The 12,917-nt window shown below is 65.6% G+C and carries 14 protein-coding genes; 9 read left to right on the top strand and 5 right to left on the bottom strand.

What is annotated here, in order from left to right:
• Positions 1-216 precede the first annotated feature (216 nt).
• From ACVIJ6_RS06955 to ACVIJ6_RS06945, 3 genes are all read left to right on the top strand, one after another.
• The gene (locus ACVIJ6_RS06955; RefSeq protein ID WP_456772078.1) at positions 217-1,470 is read left to right on the top strand and encodes an IS3 family transposase; all 1,254 of its coding nucleotides are present in this window, start codon (positions 217-219) and stop codon (positions 1,468-1,470) included.
• Positions 1,471-1,755: 285 nt separating this feature from the next.
• Positions 1,756-2,517 (top strand): aquaporin Z, encoded by a 762-nt coding sequence (gene aqpZ / locus ACVIJ6_RS06950; protein WP_456772077.1) that lies wholly within the window; start codon positions 1,756-1,758, stop codon positions 2,515-2,517.
• Between the two features lie 239 nt (positions 2,518-2,756).
• Entirely contained in the window at positions 2,757-2,942 is a 186-nt protein-coding gene (locus tag ACVIJ6_RS06945) for a hypothetical protein (RefSeq protein WP_456772076.1), read from the top strand.
• A gap of 151 nt (positions 2,943-3,093) precedes the next feature.
• Here ACVIJ6_RS06945 and ubiG read toward each other — a convergent pair whose 3' ends face one another.
• The 5 genes from ubiG to ACVIJ6_RS06920 all read right to left on the bottom strand — a co-directional run bounded on the left by ubiG (position 3,094) and on the right by ACVIJ6_RS06920 (position 6,192).
• Positions 3,094-3,876 (bottom strand): bifunctional 2-polyprenyl-6-hydroxyphenol methylase/3-demethylubiquinol 3-O-methyltransferase UbiG, encoded by a 783-nt coding sequence (gene ubiG, locus ACVIJ6_RS06940; RefSeq protein WP_456772075.1) that lies wholly within the window; start codon positions 3,874-3,876, stop codon positions 3,094-3,096.
• Between the two features lie 28 nt (positions 3,877-3,904).
• Entirely contained in the window at positions 3,905-4,300 is a 396-nt protein-coding gene (locus tag ACVIJ6_RS06935) for a DUF4149 domain-containing protein (RefSeq protein WP_456772074.1), read from the bottom strand.
• The gene (locus ACVIJ6_RS06930) at positions 4,297-5,022 is read right to left on the bottom strand and encodes a methyltransferase family protein (RefSeq protein ID WP_456772073.1); all 726 of its coding nucleotides are present in this window, start codon (positions 5,020-5,022) and stop codon (positions 4,297-4,299) included. The genes ACVIJ6_RS06935 and ACVIJ6_RS06930 overlap by 4 nt, the downstream gene beginning before the upstream one ends.
• A 203-nt stretch (positions 5,023-5,225) precedes the next feature.
• Complete coding sequence (locus ACVIJ6_RS06925) at positions 5,226-5,636, bottom strand: flagellar basal body rod protein FlgC (protein WP_456772072.1); 411 nt, start codon at positions 5,634-5,636, stop codon at positions 5,226-5,228.
• A gap of 166 nt (positions 5,637-5,802) precedes the next feature.
• Positions 5,803-6,192, bottom strand: coding sequence for a hypothetical protein (locus ACVIJ6_RS06920; protein WP_456772071.1), 390 nt, complete (start codon positions 6,190-6,192; stop codon positions 5,803-5,805).
• A gap of 243 nt (positions 6,193-6,435) precedes the next feature.
• On the opposite strand from ACVIJ6_RS06920, the gene ACVIJ6_RS06915 reads away from it, so the two are divergent.
• The 6 genes from ACVIJ6_RS06915 (at position 6,436) to ACVIJ6_RS06890 (ending at position 12,895) form a co-directional block, all read left to right on the top strand.
• Positions 6,436-7,404 (top strand): sugar-binding transcriptional regulator, encoded by a 969-nt coding sequence (locus ACVIJ6_RS06915; protein WP_456772070.1) that lies wholly within the window; start codon positions 6,436-6,438, stop codon positions 7,402-7,404.
• Between the two features lie 226 nt (positions 7,405-7,630).
• Positions 7,631-8,920: an ABC transporter substrate-binding protein gene (locus tag ACVIJ6_RS06910; protein ID WP_456776918.1), complete on the top strand. Its 1,290-nt coding sequence runs from the start codon at positions 7,631-7,633 to the stop codon at positions 8,918-8,920.
• A 422-nt stretch (positions 8,921-9,342) separates the two neighbouring features.
• Positions 9,343-10,215, top strand: a complete 873-nt coding sequence (locus tag ACVIJ6_RS06905) for a carbohydrate ABC transporter permease (RefSeq protein WP_456772069.1) — start codon at positions 9,343-9,345, stop codon at positions 10,213-10,215.
• A gap of 4 nt (positions 10,216-10,219) precedes the next feature.
• The gene (locus ACVIJ6_RS06900; protein ID WP_456772068.1) at positions 10,220-11,050 is read left to right on the top strand and encodes a carbohydrate ABC transporter permease; all 831 of its coding nucleotides are present in this window, start codon (positions 10,220-10,222) and stop codon (positions 11,048-11,050) included.
• 18 nt (positions 11,051-11,068) lie between these two features.
• On the top strand, positions 11,069-12,076 hold the full coding sequence (locus tag ACVIJ6_RS06895; protein WP_456772067.1) for an ABC transporter ATP-binding protein: 1,008 nt from the start codon (positions 11,069-11,071) through the stop codon (positions 12,074-12,076).
• A gap of 45 nt (positions 12,077-12,121) precedes the next feature.
• Positions 12,122-12,895, top strand: coding sequence for an SDR family NAD(P)-dependent oxidoreductase (locus tag ACVIJ6_RS06890; RefSeq protein WP_456772066.1), 774 nt, complete (start codon positions 12,122-12,124; stop codon positions 12,893-12,895).
• The last annotated feature ends 22 nt before the right edge of the window (positions 12,896-12,917 follow it).

Below are 12,917 nucleotides of genomic sequence, written 5' to 3'. Positions count from 1 at the left end.
AAGCCTGATCTCGACGGTATCGTTTTGGCTAGCCGTTTGCCTAGTGTGACGCAGACGGGAAAAAGGTCTTCGGCGCCAGGGCATGAGCCAGTGCTGCGCCCTTACCGTTTGGGCAATCGCGCTGTCGCTTGGAAGCCGGATTGCGGTGACAGCCGTGGACTGCACCCCTCAAGTGAGACACGAGAATCTCGGTGACAGGCATTCCGAGGATGACCTGTGGCAGCAAGAGGGAAGAACCGTCGGTTTCCGACGGCTTACAAGCTGAAGGCGATCAAGCGTGTCGAGCGAGGCGAAGGCGTTCTGCCTGTGGCCGGAGAGCTTGGGATATCGCGCAAGATCCTGCACGACTGGATCAAGGCCTGGAAGGCCCAAGGGCCCGACGGATTGAACCGCAGACCGGGGCCGAAGCCCGGCCCCCGGAAGCTCAAAGCTACAGCAACCTATGACGATAAGAGGTCTGCGCTGACGCGCGCAAATGCTCGTATCGCCGAGCTCGAACGGCTTGTCGGCCGTCAGCAGATGGATCTCGATTTTTTCGGCAAGCCTTGCGCGCATTGGAGCGGCCGGCAGCGCAAGGCAAACCCGCACCCGCATCATCGAAGTCATCCAAGCCATGACATCGGAAGCAACGGAGTCCCACGCCGACGTGCAACGCTCTGCAGTCTGGCCGGCCTGCCACGCGCGACCTACTACCGGCATCTCAACAAACGCAGTCGCGAGACGGCCGATTGCGAGCTGCGCGACCAGATCCAGCGCATTTGCCTCAAGCATCCATTCTACGGCTATCGGCGCGTGACGGCCACAATCCGACGCAAAGGCATGGTCGTCAATGCAAAGAAGGTGTTCAGGCTGATGCGCGAGGACAATCTTCTCGCACAGCGCAAGGCGCCATTCCTGAAGCCGCCGGCAGAGCGGCCAAGGGACATTGTCGTCGTCCCCAATCTCGTACGCGGCCTGGTGCCGTCCGCTCCTGACCAGATCTGGGTGGCGGACATCACCTATGTCCATCTCGCCACGACCTTCGCCTACCTCGCCGTCATCCTCGACGCTTTCTCGCGCAAGGCAGTCGGCTGGGCCTTCGACAACACGCTCGATGCCTCACTCGCGATTGCGGCTTTGGACAGGGCAATCGAGGCCCGCAAGCCGCAGCGCGGCAGCCTGATCCACCACTCCGATCGCGGCGTGCAATACGCCTCGATTGCCTATCGCCAGATCTTGGCGGATCGTGACATCACGATCAGCATGAGCAGGCCGGGCAACCCGTTCGACAACGCCAAAGCTGAAAGCTTCATGAAGACGCTCAAGGCCGAAGAGGTCAACGGCAAGACATTCTCCGACATCAGAGACGCGCGTCGCCGGATCGATAGCTTCATCGCGGACGTCTACAACAAAGAACGCCTGCACTCGGCACTCGGCTATCGATCGCCTCTTGAGTTCGAAGCCGTGTTCGCGCAAAACAACGCACGATAACACGTCGTGGCAACCGCACTGTCACCGAGATTCTCGTGTCTCACTTGAGGGGTGCAGTCCAGTGCACTTAATAGTTCCCTTTAAGCCGGGGCAGCCGTCGGAGCGTGCCTCGGACTGAACGCGCTGGCGCGGCCGTGTTCGTCGTGTCGAGGCCCAGGCCCCCGGACGAGGAACTCCCTCACACAGCCGGGACTGCGCCTTTGACTCTGGGTTGCGAAAGTGGTGATCTGCTCGTGACGGGATGATCGAGCGCAAGCCAATCACGCGCGACCCAGGGAGGCGATGATGAACGGCAACAGCAATAAGCTCGTGGCGGAGGCGATCGGCACCTTCTGGCTGACATTCGGCGGCTGCGGCAGTGCGGTGATCGCGGCCGGGGTGCCCGAGGTCGGGATCGGCATGCTCGGCGTGGCGCTTGCGTTCGGGCTCACCGTGGTCACCATGGCCTATGCCATCGGGCACATCTCGGGCTGTCATCTCAATCCGGCGGTGACGGTGGGGCTCGCCTGCGGCGGGCGGTTCCCGACCGGGCTGATCCTGCCCTACGTCATCGCGCAGGTGATCGGCGCCATCGTCGGCGCGGCCGTGCTGTATGCCATCGCCAGCGGCGCGCCGGACTTCAGCGTCGCCAGCGGCTTTGCCGCCAACGGCTATGCCGAGCATTCGCCCGGCAAGTATGGGTTGGGGGCCTGCCTGGTCAGCGAGTTCGTGCTGACGATGATGTTCCTGTTCGTGATCATGGGGGCGACCCATGGCAAGGCGCCGGTCGGATTTGCGCCGCTGGCGATCGGGCTCGCGCTGACGCTCATTCATCTGATCAGCATCCACGTCACCAACACCTCGGTGAATCCGGCGCGCAGCACCGGGCCGGCGCTGTTCGTCGGCGGCTGGGCCCTGGCGCAGCTCTGGCTGTTCTGGGTGGCGCCGCTGCTCGGCGGCGCAGCCGGCGGCTTCATCTATCGCTGGCTGAGCCCGGAGCCGGCGGGCGAGGTGACCGGGCAGACCGTGGTGGCGGAAAGCCATAAGACGATCGCCTCACACGGTTGAACCGGCGGCGTCTTGGCTCGATCATGATCCGGAAAAGTGGAAACCGGTTTTCCGAAAGATCATGCTCAAACAAAGAGGAAAGATCATGATGCGTTTCCGTGGAAACGTATCATGATCGAGGGACATCTCCTCTCGCTGGCGGATCGGGCCATGGTTCCGCGGTGCCAGGATGCGCGTGGTGCGAGTAGGGTCATCCGAGGCGCGCGCCCTGGCGTTCAGGAACGATGGAGGAGGCCGCAATGTTCGTCGACTTGCCCGGCTATTGGCCGCACGAACCGAAGCCGGAACCGCTGAAGCGGCGGCTGTCGGCCGGCGGCGAGAGGCTGCTGCTCGCACTGATCGGCTTCAACATGATGCTGCTGGTGGTGGCGCCGATCGGCGGCGTCACGCTGATCCACTGGCTGGTGGCCGTGCTCTCGCGTTGATGACGAGGCGGGCTCGTGACAAGTCTGCCTGCCTCAGCGCTCCTGCCGTTGAGCAACAAGCCGCGGCGAGCCGTCATGCTGCGGCCATCCTTCGCGACTGCCGCGCGCGGCGGCTCCGCAGGATGTGATCGCCGATCGCCTGCAGCCCGCGTCACGGCATGCGGCGATAGATCTGCAGATAGTTGGTCGAGGGCCGGCCGCCGATGCGCCAGCGCATCGTCAGCGGGTTGAGCTCGACGGCCACCGTCTCGAGCGGAATGAAGCGATGCGGCGCGAGCAGGGCCTGCAGCTCGGCCGGCTTGACGAAGCGGCGCCAATCATGCGTGCCGCGCGGCAGCCACCCGAGGATGTATTCGGCGCCGATGATCGCCTTCACGAACGAAGTCAGTGTGCGGTTCAAGGTGCCGATCACGAGGATGCCGCCGGGCCGCACCAGCTCGGCGACATGCCCGACGAAGCGGCCGAGATCGGCGACATGCTCGACCACTTCGAGCGTCAGCACGATGTCGGCGCGCTCGCCTTCCGCGACGAGGTCCTCCGGCAGGGCGTGACGATAGGCGACCAGCGCGCTCTGCCGGCGCGCATGATCGGCCGCCACCAGCACGTTGCGCTCCGACGCGTCGATGCCGAGCGTCTCGGCGCCGAGCCGCGACAGAGGCTCGGTGACGATGCCGGCGCCGCAGCCGACGTCGATGATCTCCAGGCCCGCCAGCGGCAGGTTGGCCGCGGCCTCGCGGCCGACCAGCGCCGGCAGGCGATCGCAGAGATAGCTCACGCGCGCGGCGTTGAAGGCGTGCACCAGCTTGAACGCGCCGTCCGGCTTCCACCATTCCTCGGCAAGGCGGGAGAACCGCGCGATCTCCGCCGGATCGACGGTCGAGGGACCTTCGGCGGTCGCAGCGAAGGCGGGCTTCACGGCATCCTTGTAGAGCATCGTCGTCGTCCTTTCTTCACTGTCGTCCTCATTGCGCGAGACGCAGCAGCACGCTGCCGCTCAGCACGATATGGACCAAGGTGAGCACGACCGAGGCGCCGTGAAGGCGGGCGAAGCGGCGCTTTTCGCCGGCATCCGTGGCGCGGTTGATCGCGGGCATCAGGATCTGCCGCGCCAGCACGGCGGTCAGCGCGATCGCGACCAGGGCGCCGCCGGCGAGCTCGTCTCCAGCGAGCGCCGTCAGGCCGGCGGCAGCGGCCGTCACGATGACGAACAGATAGAAATGCGGGAAGGCGCGGCGGATCACCGCGCGGGTCGTGTCGGCGGGCAGCGCGCTGAACAGGAACGGCGCTAAGCCGAACGCGAACAGGGTCATGCCGCCGAACAGCAGCGCGGTGACGAGCAGTGCGGCGGCGTTCGTCATGGCGTGGGCTCTCCGCGCGCGGGCCAGCGCGGCAGGATGTAGGGCACGCGCGCGCGATAGGCCTGGAACCGCGCGCCGTAGATCTGCGTGAAACGGCGTTCCTTCCAGCGCGGCGCGAGCAGGCAATAGGCCGTCAGCACCAGCGCCACCGCGAGCTGGTCGGGCGTCCACACCGGCACCGTCCACAGCGACAGCGCGAAGGACAGATAGATCGGCTGGCGGATGATCGCGAACAGGCCGCGCTCGGGCATGTCGGGAAAGCGCGGCGGCCTGTCGGCCGCCAGCGACAGCCAGCCGAGCGCGCCGGACTGCACCTCGACGCCGGCATCCCAGCTCGCCTTGATCAGCAGCAGCCAGGCGCCGGCGTAAGCAAGGCACAGCGCCACGAAGGCGCCGCCTTGCGCGCGCCACCAGACGATGCCGCTCGGCGTCCACAGCGCAAACAGGCACAGCAGCTGCAGCGCCGCGATGACAGCATAATGCGTGGTGGCGAGCGTCGTGCCGTGCCGTCCCACGCGCGTCAGCCAGCGGCGGCCCGGTCCGAGCAGCAGCGAATGGACGAGCGGAAACTGCAGCAGCAGCGCGGCATTTGCGACGATGGCCCACGGCCACGGCACGCGGCCGAAGCTCTCGCTCATGCCGAAGAACATCGCGCCGATCATCGCCAGCACGGCGAGCGCAAACAGCGCGTGGCAAACCAGACCGGTCACGACGGCCGTCACGATCCGGCCCGCACCTGGTGGCGCGGCCCGTGCGGATCGCAGCAGCACCGTGAGGCGGTACAGGTGGGACAGATCGGCCGGGTTGCTCCCACCTTGGCTACGCGGCGCGTCGCGCGTCGGATTTCAGCTGGCCATCACGGATGCGTGAGGGCGGGAGCCGGACATGCTTCGGCGCGGCTGCTCGTCAGGTGCGGAGCGAAGATCTAGACCTTCATGTCGACGACGATGCGGCTCATCTCGTCGCTCGCCTTCAGCACCCGCGCATTGGCGGCGAAGCTGTATTTGGCGACCAGCTGGCTGATCATCTCCTGGGCGAGATCGACATTGGGCGCGGCGACCAGGCCGTCTTTGTTGGCGAACGGCGCCGATGGCTCGTAGCTCGCCGATGTGCCCTGGCTCGCTTTGGTGACGGTGGTCTGCGTGCCGCCGCCGGCGACGTCGCTCTGCACCAGCTCGAGCGGGTCATAGGCCTTTGGCGCGCCCGCCGGCAGCTTGCCGTTCGCATCCGGCAGCGCGCCCGTGCTCCTGGCATTGGCGACGTTGGAGGCCGACACTTCGAGCCGGCGCGTGGCCGCGTTCATGCCGGAGACTGCGTTGGAGGCGATGGGGCTCATGATGCTTGCTGCTGATGATGCCTCCTCACCTAAGCCCGGGGCCCCTCAAGCAAGCGTCAAGCCCGGCGATCGGACTCGATCGAACGGGGTAAGGTTCTGTTCACCATCCACCGCGCTCAGGGCGCGCGGCTCCGGTCGCGCTGCAGCAGCTTCCGCGCGGATGGGCTCAGTGCGGGCTGAGCCGGGCCAGCGCCCAGCGCACCGACAGGCCGATGCCGACCGCCGGCAGCACGATGGCGGCGCCGGCGATCGCGGCGAACAGCAACTCGAGCGGCCAGAGATTGTGCGAGGTCGGATCGATGGCCGTGTCCCTGGCGATGGAGACGCTGACGATGATGGGGACGGCGAGCAGCATCGCCTGGACGATGCGCCGCGCCGGCGCCATGTCGGTCAGGACCAGGACGAGCGACAGAAACGCGAGCAGCAGCGCGCCGGGCAGGACGGCAAACTGTCCCTTGTTGAGCTCGGCATAGGACAGCCGCCAATAGGGAAGGCCCGCCGCCAGCACGACGACGGCAAGCGCAAGGAGCAACCAGAGAACGTCGAGGATCTTCATGGCGAGAAGCCTGGCAGCCGGACGTTAAGGAGCCCTCACCCTCCGCTTACCCAGCATGGCTGTCGAGCTATTGCTCAGCAGTGGGGCATATGATCTGGTCTGGTGTCGATGGCCGGCGTCGCCTGGGGATGGCCTGAGCGGCCGGTTCCGGATGGCCTGACGGCCATGCCATAGTGACGGACGATCCGGGTCGCGCGCGGTGGGGCGTGTGACGGAGGCTCAAAAAGGAGACGGTGCGGCGTCATGGCGGCGAGCGACAGCGACAAATCCCGGCTCGACGACGCCGCCCGCGCCGGCTGGCTGTATTTCATTGCCGGCCATACCCAGGACGAGATCGCGCGGATGCTGCAGGTGTCGCGCGCCTCGGCGCAGCGGCTGGTGTCGCTGTGTCTCGCCGAGCGGCTGATCACCTTCCGGCTTGAGCATCCCATCGCCTCCTGCATGGCGCTTGCGGCCCGGCTCAAACAGCGCTTTGCGCTGGTGCATTGCGAGGTGGTGCCGACCGATCCGGCCGCGCCGTCGGGCGCCGCCGGCATCGCCGAGCGCTGCGCCAATCTGCTGGAAACCACGCTGCGCACCGAGACGCCGGTGATCATCGCGCTCGGCACTGGCCGGGCGGTGCGCGCCGCCGTCGAGCGCGTCACGCCGATCGACCGGCCGGAGCACCAGATCGTGTCGCTGGTAGGCAATATCCTTGCTGACGGCTCGGCCAGCTTCTTCGATACGGTCGGCCGGCTCGCCGATCGCACCGGCGCGCGGCATTATCCGATGCCGCTGCCGTTCCTGATGGGGTCGGAAGAGGAGCGTGACCGCATGGTCCGGCTCGATGCGATCGGCAAGGTCAAGGCGGTCGCCGATCAGGCCGACCTCAAGCTGGTCGGGATCGGCCAGATGGACCAGAAGGCGCAGATGCATGTCGACGGCTTCGTCACCCGCGACGAGCTCACCGAGATGATGCGGCTCGGCGCGATCGGCGAGATCACCGGCTGGGCCTATGATGCCAAGGGCAGACTGATCGATGGCGGCACCAACCGCCGGCTCACCAGCATTCCGCCGGAGGTGCCCGCCCGCGCGATGACGATCGCGGCGGCGGTCGGGCCGGGCAAGATCCCGGCGATCCGGGCGGCGCTGGTCGGGCGGCTGATCAATGGCCTGATCACGGACGAGGCCACGGCCCGCGCCATCCTGGATGAGACCGGGCCCGGGAGCTGACGCGCCGGCGATCCGATCGCCGGATCGCCGCGTCGATCACGCTGTTATTCAATCCATGATCATCGATCTGCTGCAGCGCGCAACCTGTGGGCGCTGGGCCATGCTTGACAAAGTCTGACCAGTGTTGTGAATATCAGCTCAGCCCGTGAGCATATGTTCAAAAAACACGGGAAGGGAGGACACCGTGAAGACCATCTTCACCCGGACGAGCACGCTCGCCGCCCTGATGGGCGCCGCCACGCTGCTGACCACCGCGCTCGCATTGGCCGAGACGACCCTGACCATCGCCACCGTCAACAATGGCGACATGATCCGGATGCAGGGCCTGACCGGCGAGTTCACCAAGGCCAATCCCGACATCCAGGTGAAATGGGTGACCTTGGAAGAGAACGTGCTGCGCCAGCGCGTCACCACCGACATCGCCACCAAGGGTGGCCAGTTCGACATCCTCACCATCGGCACCTATGAGGTGCCGATCTGGGCCAAGAAGAACTGGCTGGTGCCGCTCGACAAGCTCGGCGCCGATTACGACGCCAACGACATCCTGCCCAAGATCAAGGACGCGGTGTCCGTCGACGGCAAGCTCTACGCCGCGCCGTTCTATGGCGAGAGCTCGATGGTGATGTACCGCACCGATTTGTTCGACAAGGCCGGGCTGAAGATGCCGGAGAGCCCGACCTGGGACTTCGTCATCGACGCCGCCAAGAAGCTGACCGACAAGCCGGCCGGCGTGTTCGGCATCTGCCTGCGCGGCAAGGCCGGCTGGGGCGAGAACATGGCGTTCCTGACCGCGATGTCGAACTCGTTCGGCGCGCGCTGGTTCGATGAGAAATGGCAGCCGCAGTTCAACACCCCGGAATGGAAGAAGACGCTCACGACCTATGTGGAGCTGATGAAGGAGGCAGGACCTCCCGGCGCCAGCTCCAACGGTTTCAACGAGAACCTCGCGCTGTTCAACTCCGGCAAATGCGCGATGTGGATCGACGCCACCGTGGCGGCGTCGTTCGTGACCAATCCCAAGGAATCCAAGGTCGCCGACAAGGTCGGCTTCGCGCTGGCGCCGAACACCGGCCTCGGCAAGAACGCCAACTGGCTGTGGGCCTGGAATCTGGCGATTCCCGCCGGCTCGAAGAAGACGGAGGCCGCCGAGAAGTTCATCGCCTGGGCGACGAGCAAGGACTACACCAAGCTGGTGGCGTCGAAGGATGGCTGGGCCAACGTGCCGCCGGGCACCCGTACCTCGCTCTACAAGAACGAGGAGTATCTCAAAGTCGCCCCGTTCGCGAAGATCACATTGGCCTCGATCGATGCGGCCGATCCAAGCCACCCGACGGTGAAGCCGGTGCCTTATGTCGGCGTGCAATACGCCGCCATCCCTGAATTCCAGGGCATCGGCACCGCCGTGGGTCAGCAATTCTCGGCCGCGCTCGCCGGCTCGACCTCGATCGATGCCGCGCTGGCGGCGGCGCAAGCCGCGACCGAACGCGAGATGAAGCGCGCCGGCTACATCAAGTAGGCGCGTCACGGCATCAGCTCGACCTGAAACTCCTCCCGAGCTGATCACTGGCGGCCATCCCTCCCCACAGGGATGGCCGCATTTTCTCTCCGATGTCGTTCGAGCTCTCGCCGCGAGGACGCTGCGCGCCCTTGCCCCGCTTGCGGGGAGAGGGGCGGGGTAAGGGGAGTCTCCAGATACACCGACCATGCGGAGAGCCCCCCTCACCCGGATTGCATCTGACGATGCAATCCGACCTCTCCCCGCAAGCGGGGCGAGGTGAGCTCCGCGCAAGGTCGTCGAGGCGTGCAAAAACACCCGCGTCGTCGTCATTGCGAGGAGCCAAAGGCGACGAAGCAATCCAGGGCCCCGCCCACGACTCTGGATTGCGTCGCTTCGCCGCAATGACGGCACTGCACTTGGGGTCAACGAAGGACGACGACATGGCCACCAGACAGACGCAAATCCTGGCCCGGGCGCTGCTGTCGCCGGCGGTCATCCTGCTGTTCGTCTGGATGATCGTGCCGCTGGCGCTGACGGTCTACTTCTCCACGCTGCATTACAGCCTGCTCGATCCCGGCTCGGAAAGCTTCGTGGGCTTCGAGAATTTCGAATACTTCCTCACCGATCCCGCCTTCCTCGCCTCGCTGCAGAACACGCTGGTCCTGGTCGGCGCGGTGCTGCTGCTCACGATCGGACTCGGCATTCCCCTGGCGCTCCTGCTCGACCAGCCGGTGATCGGCCGCAACATCATCCGCCTGATGGTGATCGCGCCGTTCTTCGTGATGCCCACCGTCAGCGCGCTGGTGTGGAAGAACCTCCTGATGCACCCGGTGTCCGGCCTGTTCGCCTGGATCGCGACCTCGCTCGGGATGACGCCGATCGACTGGTTCACCGATGCGCCGCTGCTTGCGGTGATCTTCATCGTCGCCTGGCAATGGCTGCCGTTTGCGACGCTGATCCTGCTTACTGCCCTGCAGTCGCTCGACGAGGAGCAGAAGGAGGCCGCCGAGATGGACGGCGCCGGTCCGCTGTCGCGCTTCGTCTACCTGACCGTGCCGCATCTGGCGCGGCCGATCACGGTGGTGATCCTGATCGAGACCATCTTCCTGCTCACCGTGTTTGCTGAGATCTTCGTCACCACCGGCGGCGGGCCCGGCCTGCAGACTACGAACATCGCCTTCCTGGTCTATTCGCAGGCGCTGATCCAGTTCGATGTCGGCACCGCCTCGGCGGGCGGCCTCGTCGCGGTCGTCATCGCCAATATCGTCGCCTTCTTCCTGGTCCGCATCGTCGGCCGTAATCTCGAGGCGTAACGGCATGGCGCGCAAGGTCACCGGACGTCATGTCGCGATCTCCACGCTGGCTGCATGGCTCGCCGGCTTCGTCATCTTCTTCCCGATCCTGTGGATGGTGCTGGCGAGCTTCAAGACCGAGCTGGAGGCGTTCGCGACGCCACCCTCGTTCCTGTTCTTTCATTGGACCACCGAGAACTACGTCACCGTGCAGGAGCGCAGCGATTATCTGCATCACGCGCTGAACTCGCTGATCATCGCCGGCGGCTCGACCCTGATCGCGCTCGTGATCGCCATTCCCGCGGCCTGGTCGATGGCGTTCTCGCCGACCAGGCGCACCAAGGACATCCTGCTCTGGATGCTCTCGACCAAGATGATGCCGCCGGTCGGCGTGCTCGTGCCGATCTACCTCATCTACAAGAACTTCGGTCTGCTCGACACCCGCGCCGGGCTGGTCTTCATCCTGTGCCTCGGCAATCTGCCGATCGTGATCTGGATGCTGTTCACCTACTTCAAGGAGATCCCGAAGGACATCCTCGAAGCGGCGCGCATGGACGGTGCCACGATCGGGCGCGAGCTGATCTATGTGCTGACGCCGATGGCCATCCCGGGGTTGGCCTCGACCCTCTTGCTCAACCTGATCCTGGCCTGGAACGAGGCGTTCTGGACCTTGAACCTGTCGACCCTGAATGCAGCGCCGCTGACGACCTTCATCGCCTCCTATTCGAGTCCGGAGGGCCTGTTCTGGGCGCGGCTGTCGGCGGCCTCCACGCTCGCGATCGCGCCGATCCTGATCATCGGCTGGTTCAGCCAGAAGCAGCTCGTGCGCGGGCTGACCTTCGGCGCAGTGAAGTAACGAAAGGGCTGGGTTCACATGGGACGGATCACGCTGGAAGGTGTGCAGAAATCGTTCGGGCCGGTCCACATCATCAAGGGCGCCGACCTCGACATTCCCGACGGCGCCTTCGTGGTGTTCGTCGGTCCCTCCGGCTGCGGCAAGACCACGCTGCTGCGGCTGATCGCCGGGCTCGAGGACGTCTCGGGCGGCCGCATCCTGATCGATGGCAACAATGTCGTCGACGTGCCGCCGGCCAAGCGTGGCCTGTCGATGGTGTTCCAGTCCTATGCGCTGTATCCGCATATGAGCGTCCGCGGCAACATCGCCTTCGGCCTGAAGATGGCCGGCCTGCCCAAGGCCGAGATCAACCAGAAGGTCGAGGCGGCGGCCGCGACCCTGAACCTCACGCCCTATCTCGACCGCAAGCCGCGCGAACTCTCCGGCGGCCAGCGCCAGCGCGTCGCGATCGGCCGCGCCATCGTGCGCGAACCCAAGGCGTTCCTGTTCGACGAGCCGTTGTCCAATCTCGACGCCGCGCTGCGCGTGCAGATGCGGCTCGAAGTGACGCGGCTGCAGAAGCAGCTCGGCACCACCGCGATCTATGTGACCCACGACCAGGTCGAGGCCATGACCATGGCCGACAAGATCGTGGTGCTGAACGCCGGCCGGATCGAGCAATATGGTTCGCCGATCGAGCTCTATCAGAAGCCCGCCAATTTGTTCGTGGCCGGCTTCATCGGCTCGCCGAAGATGAACTTCATCACCGGCCCCGAGGCTGCGCAGCGTGGCGCCGCGACGATCGGGGTGCGGCCCGAGCATATCGCCATCGTCGATGATGGCGGCGAGGGCTGGCCAGGCAAAGTGCTGATTGCCGAGCATCTCGGCAGCGACACCTTTCTCTATGTCGACGCCGGCGCGCTTGGCACGCTGACCGTGCGCTGCGTCGGCGAGAAGCGGCTCGGCGCAGGCGACGCCGTGACGCTGCGGCCCGAGCCCGGCCGGATCTACCGCTTCGACAGCAACGGACTTGCGATCTTCGCATGAGAGGTGACGTCCCCTCCGGACGTCAGACAACAACGGACGACGACCATGTATCTCGAAAAATTCAAGCTCGACGGCAAGACCGCATTGATCACCGGCGGCGCGCAGGGCATTGGGCTGGCCTGCGTCGAGGCGCTGGCCGAAGCGGGCGCGCATGTGGTGATCGCCGATCGCGATGCGAAAGCCGCGGCAGATGCGCAGGCGGCGATGAAGGCCAAGGGATTCGACACCGCGACGGCGCTGATGGACGTGACCAATTCTGCCCAGGTGACGCAGATCGCCGACGATCTGGCCGCGCGCCACGGCAATGTCGATATCCTCGTCAATAATGCCGGCATCGCACGCAGCGAGACGCCGGCCGAGACCGTCACCGACGAACATTGGCTGAACGTGCTCGATGTCAATCTCAACGGCACGTTCTGGTGCTGCCGCGCCTTCGGCAAGCACATGCTGGCGGCCAAGAGCGGCACGATCGTCAATATCGGCTCGATGTCCGGTTTCATCGTCAACAAGCCGCAGGAGCAATGTTTCTACAACGCATCGAAGGCCGCGGTGCACCATCTGACCAAGTCGCTGGCGGCCGAATGGGGCGCCCGCGGCATCCGCGTCAATGCGGTCGCGCCGACCTATATCGAGACGCCCCTGAACGCCTTCGTGAAAAACAATCCGCGCATGTATGACGCCTGGATCGGCGGGACCCCGATGGGCCGCATGGGCCAGGTCGAGGAGATCGCCTCGGTCGTGCTGTTCCTGGCTTCGGAAGCTGCAAGTTTGATGACCGGCAGCGTCGTCGTTGTCGATGGCGGCTATACTTGCTGGTAAACTCCCGTCAACGACAGACGGG

It is taken from the genome of Bradyrhizobium sp. USDA 4369 (assembly GCF_054056435.1).
This window is presented reverse-complemented; position numbering and strand designations above follow the sequence as displayed.

Excerpts from the sequence above, each read along its gene's own strand:
- ACVIJ6_RS06920 (WP_456772071.1), bottom strand. The coding sequence starts at position 6,192 with ATGAAGATCCTCGACGTTCTCTGGTTGCTCCTTGCGCTTGCCGTCGTC.
- ACVIJ6_RS06895 (WP_456772067.1), top strand. The coding sequence starts at position 11,069 with ATGGGACGGATCACGCTGGAAGGTGTGCAGAAATCGTTCGGGCCGGTC.
- ubiG (WP_456772075.1), bottom strand. The coding sequence starts at position 3,876 with ATGCTCTACAAGGATGCCGTGAAGCCCGCCTTCGCTGCGACCGCCGAA.
- ACVIJ6_RS06945 (WP_456772076.1), top strand. The coding sequence starts at position 2,757 with ATGTTCGTCGACTTGCCCGGCTATTGGCCGCACGAACCGAAGCCGGAA.
- ACVIJ6_RS06905 (WP_456772069.1), top strand. The coding sequence starts at position 9,343 with ATGGCCACCAGACAGACGCAAATCCTGGCCCGGGCGCTGCTGTCGCCG.
- aqpZ (WP_456772077.1), top strand. The coding sequence starts at position 1,756 with ATGAACGGCAACAGCAATAAGCTCGTGGCGGAGGCGATCGGCACCTTC.
- ACVIJ6_RS06935 (WP_456772074.1), bottom strand. The coding sequence starts at position 4,300 with ATGACGAACGCCGCCGCACTGCTCGTCACCGCGCTGCTGTTCGGCGGC.
- ACVIJ6_RS06915 (WP_456772070.1), top strand. The coding sequence starts at position 6,436 with ATGGCGGCGAGCGACAGCGACAAATCCCGGCTCGACGACGCCGCCCGC.
- ACVIJ6_RS06900 (WP_456772068.1), top strand. The coding sequence starts at position 10,220 with ATGGCGCGCAAGGTCACCGGACGTCATGTCGCGATCTCCACGCTGGCT.
- ACVIJ6_RS06910 (WP_456776918.1), top strand. The coding sequence starts at position 7,631 with ATGGGCGCCGCCACGCTGCTGACCACCGCGCTCGCATTGGCCGAGACG.
- ACVIJ6_RS06925 (WP_456772072.1), bottom strand. The coding sequence starts at position 5,636 with ATGAGCCCCATCGCCTCCAACGCAGTCTCCGGCATGAACGCGGCCACG.
- ACVIJ6_RS06890 (WP_456772066.1), top strand. The coding sequence starts at position 12,122 with ATGTATCTCGAAAAATTCAAGCTCGACGGCAAGACCGCATTGATCACC.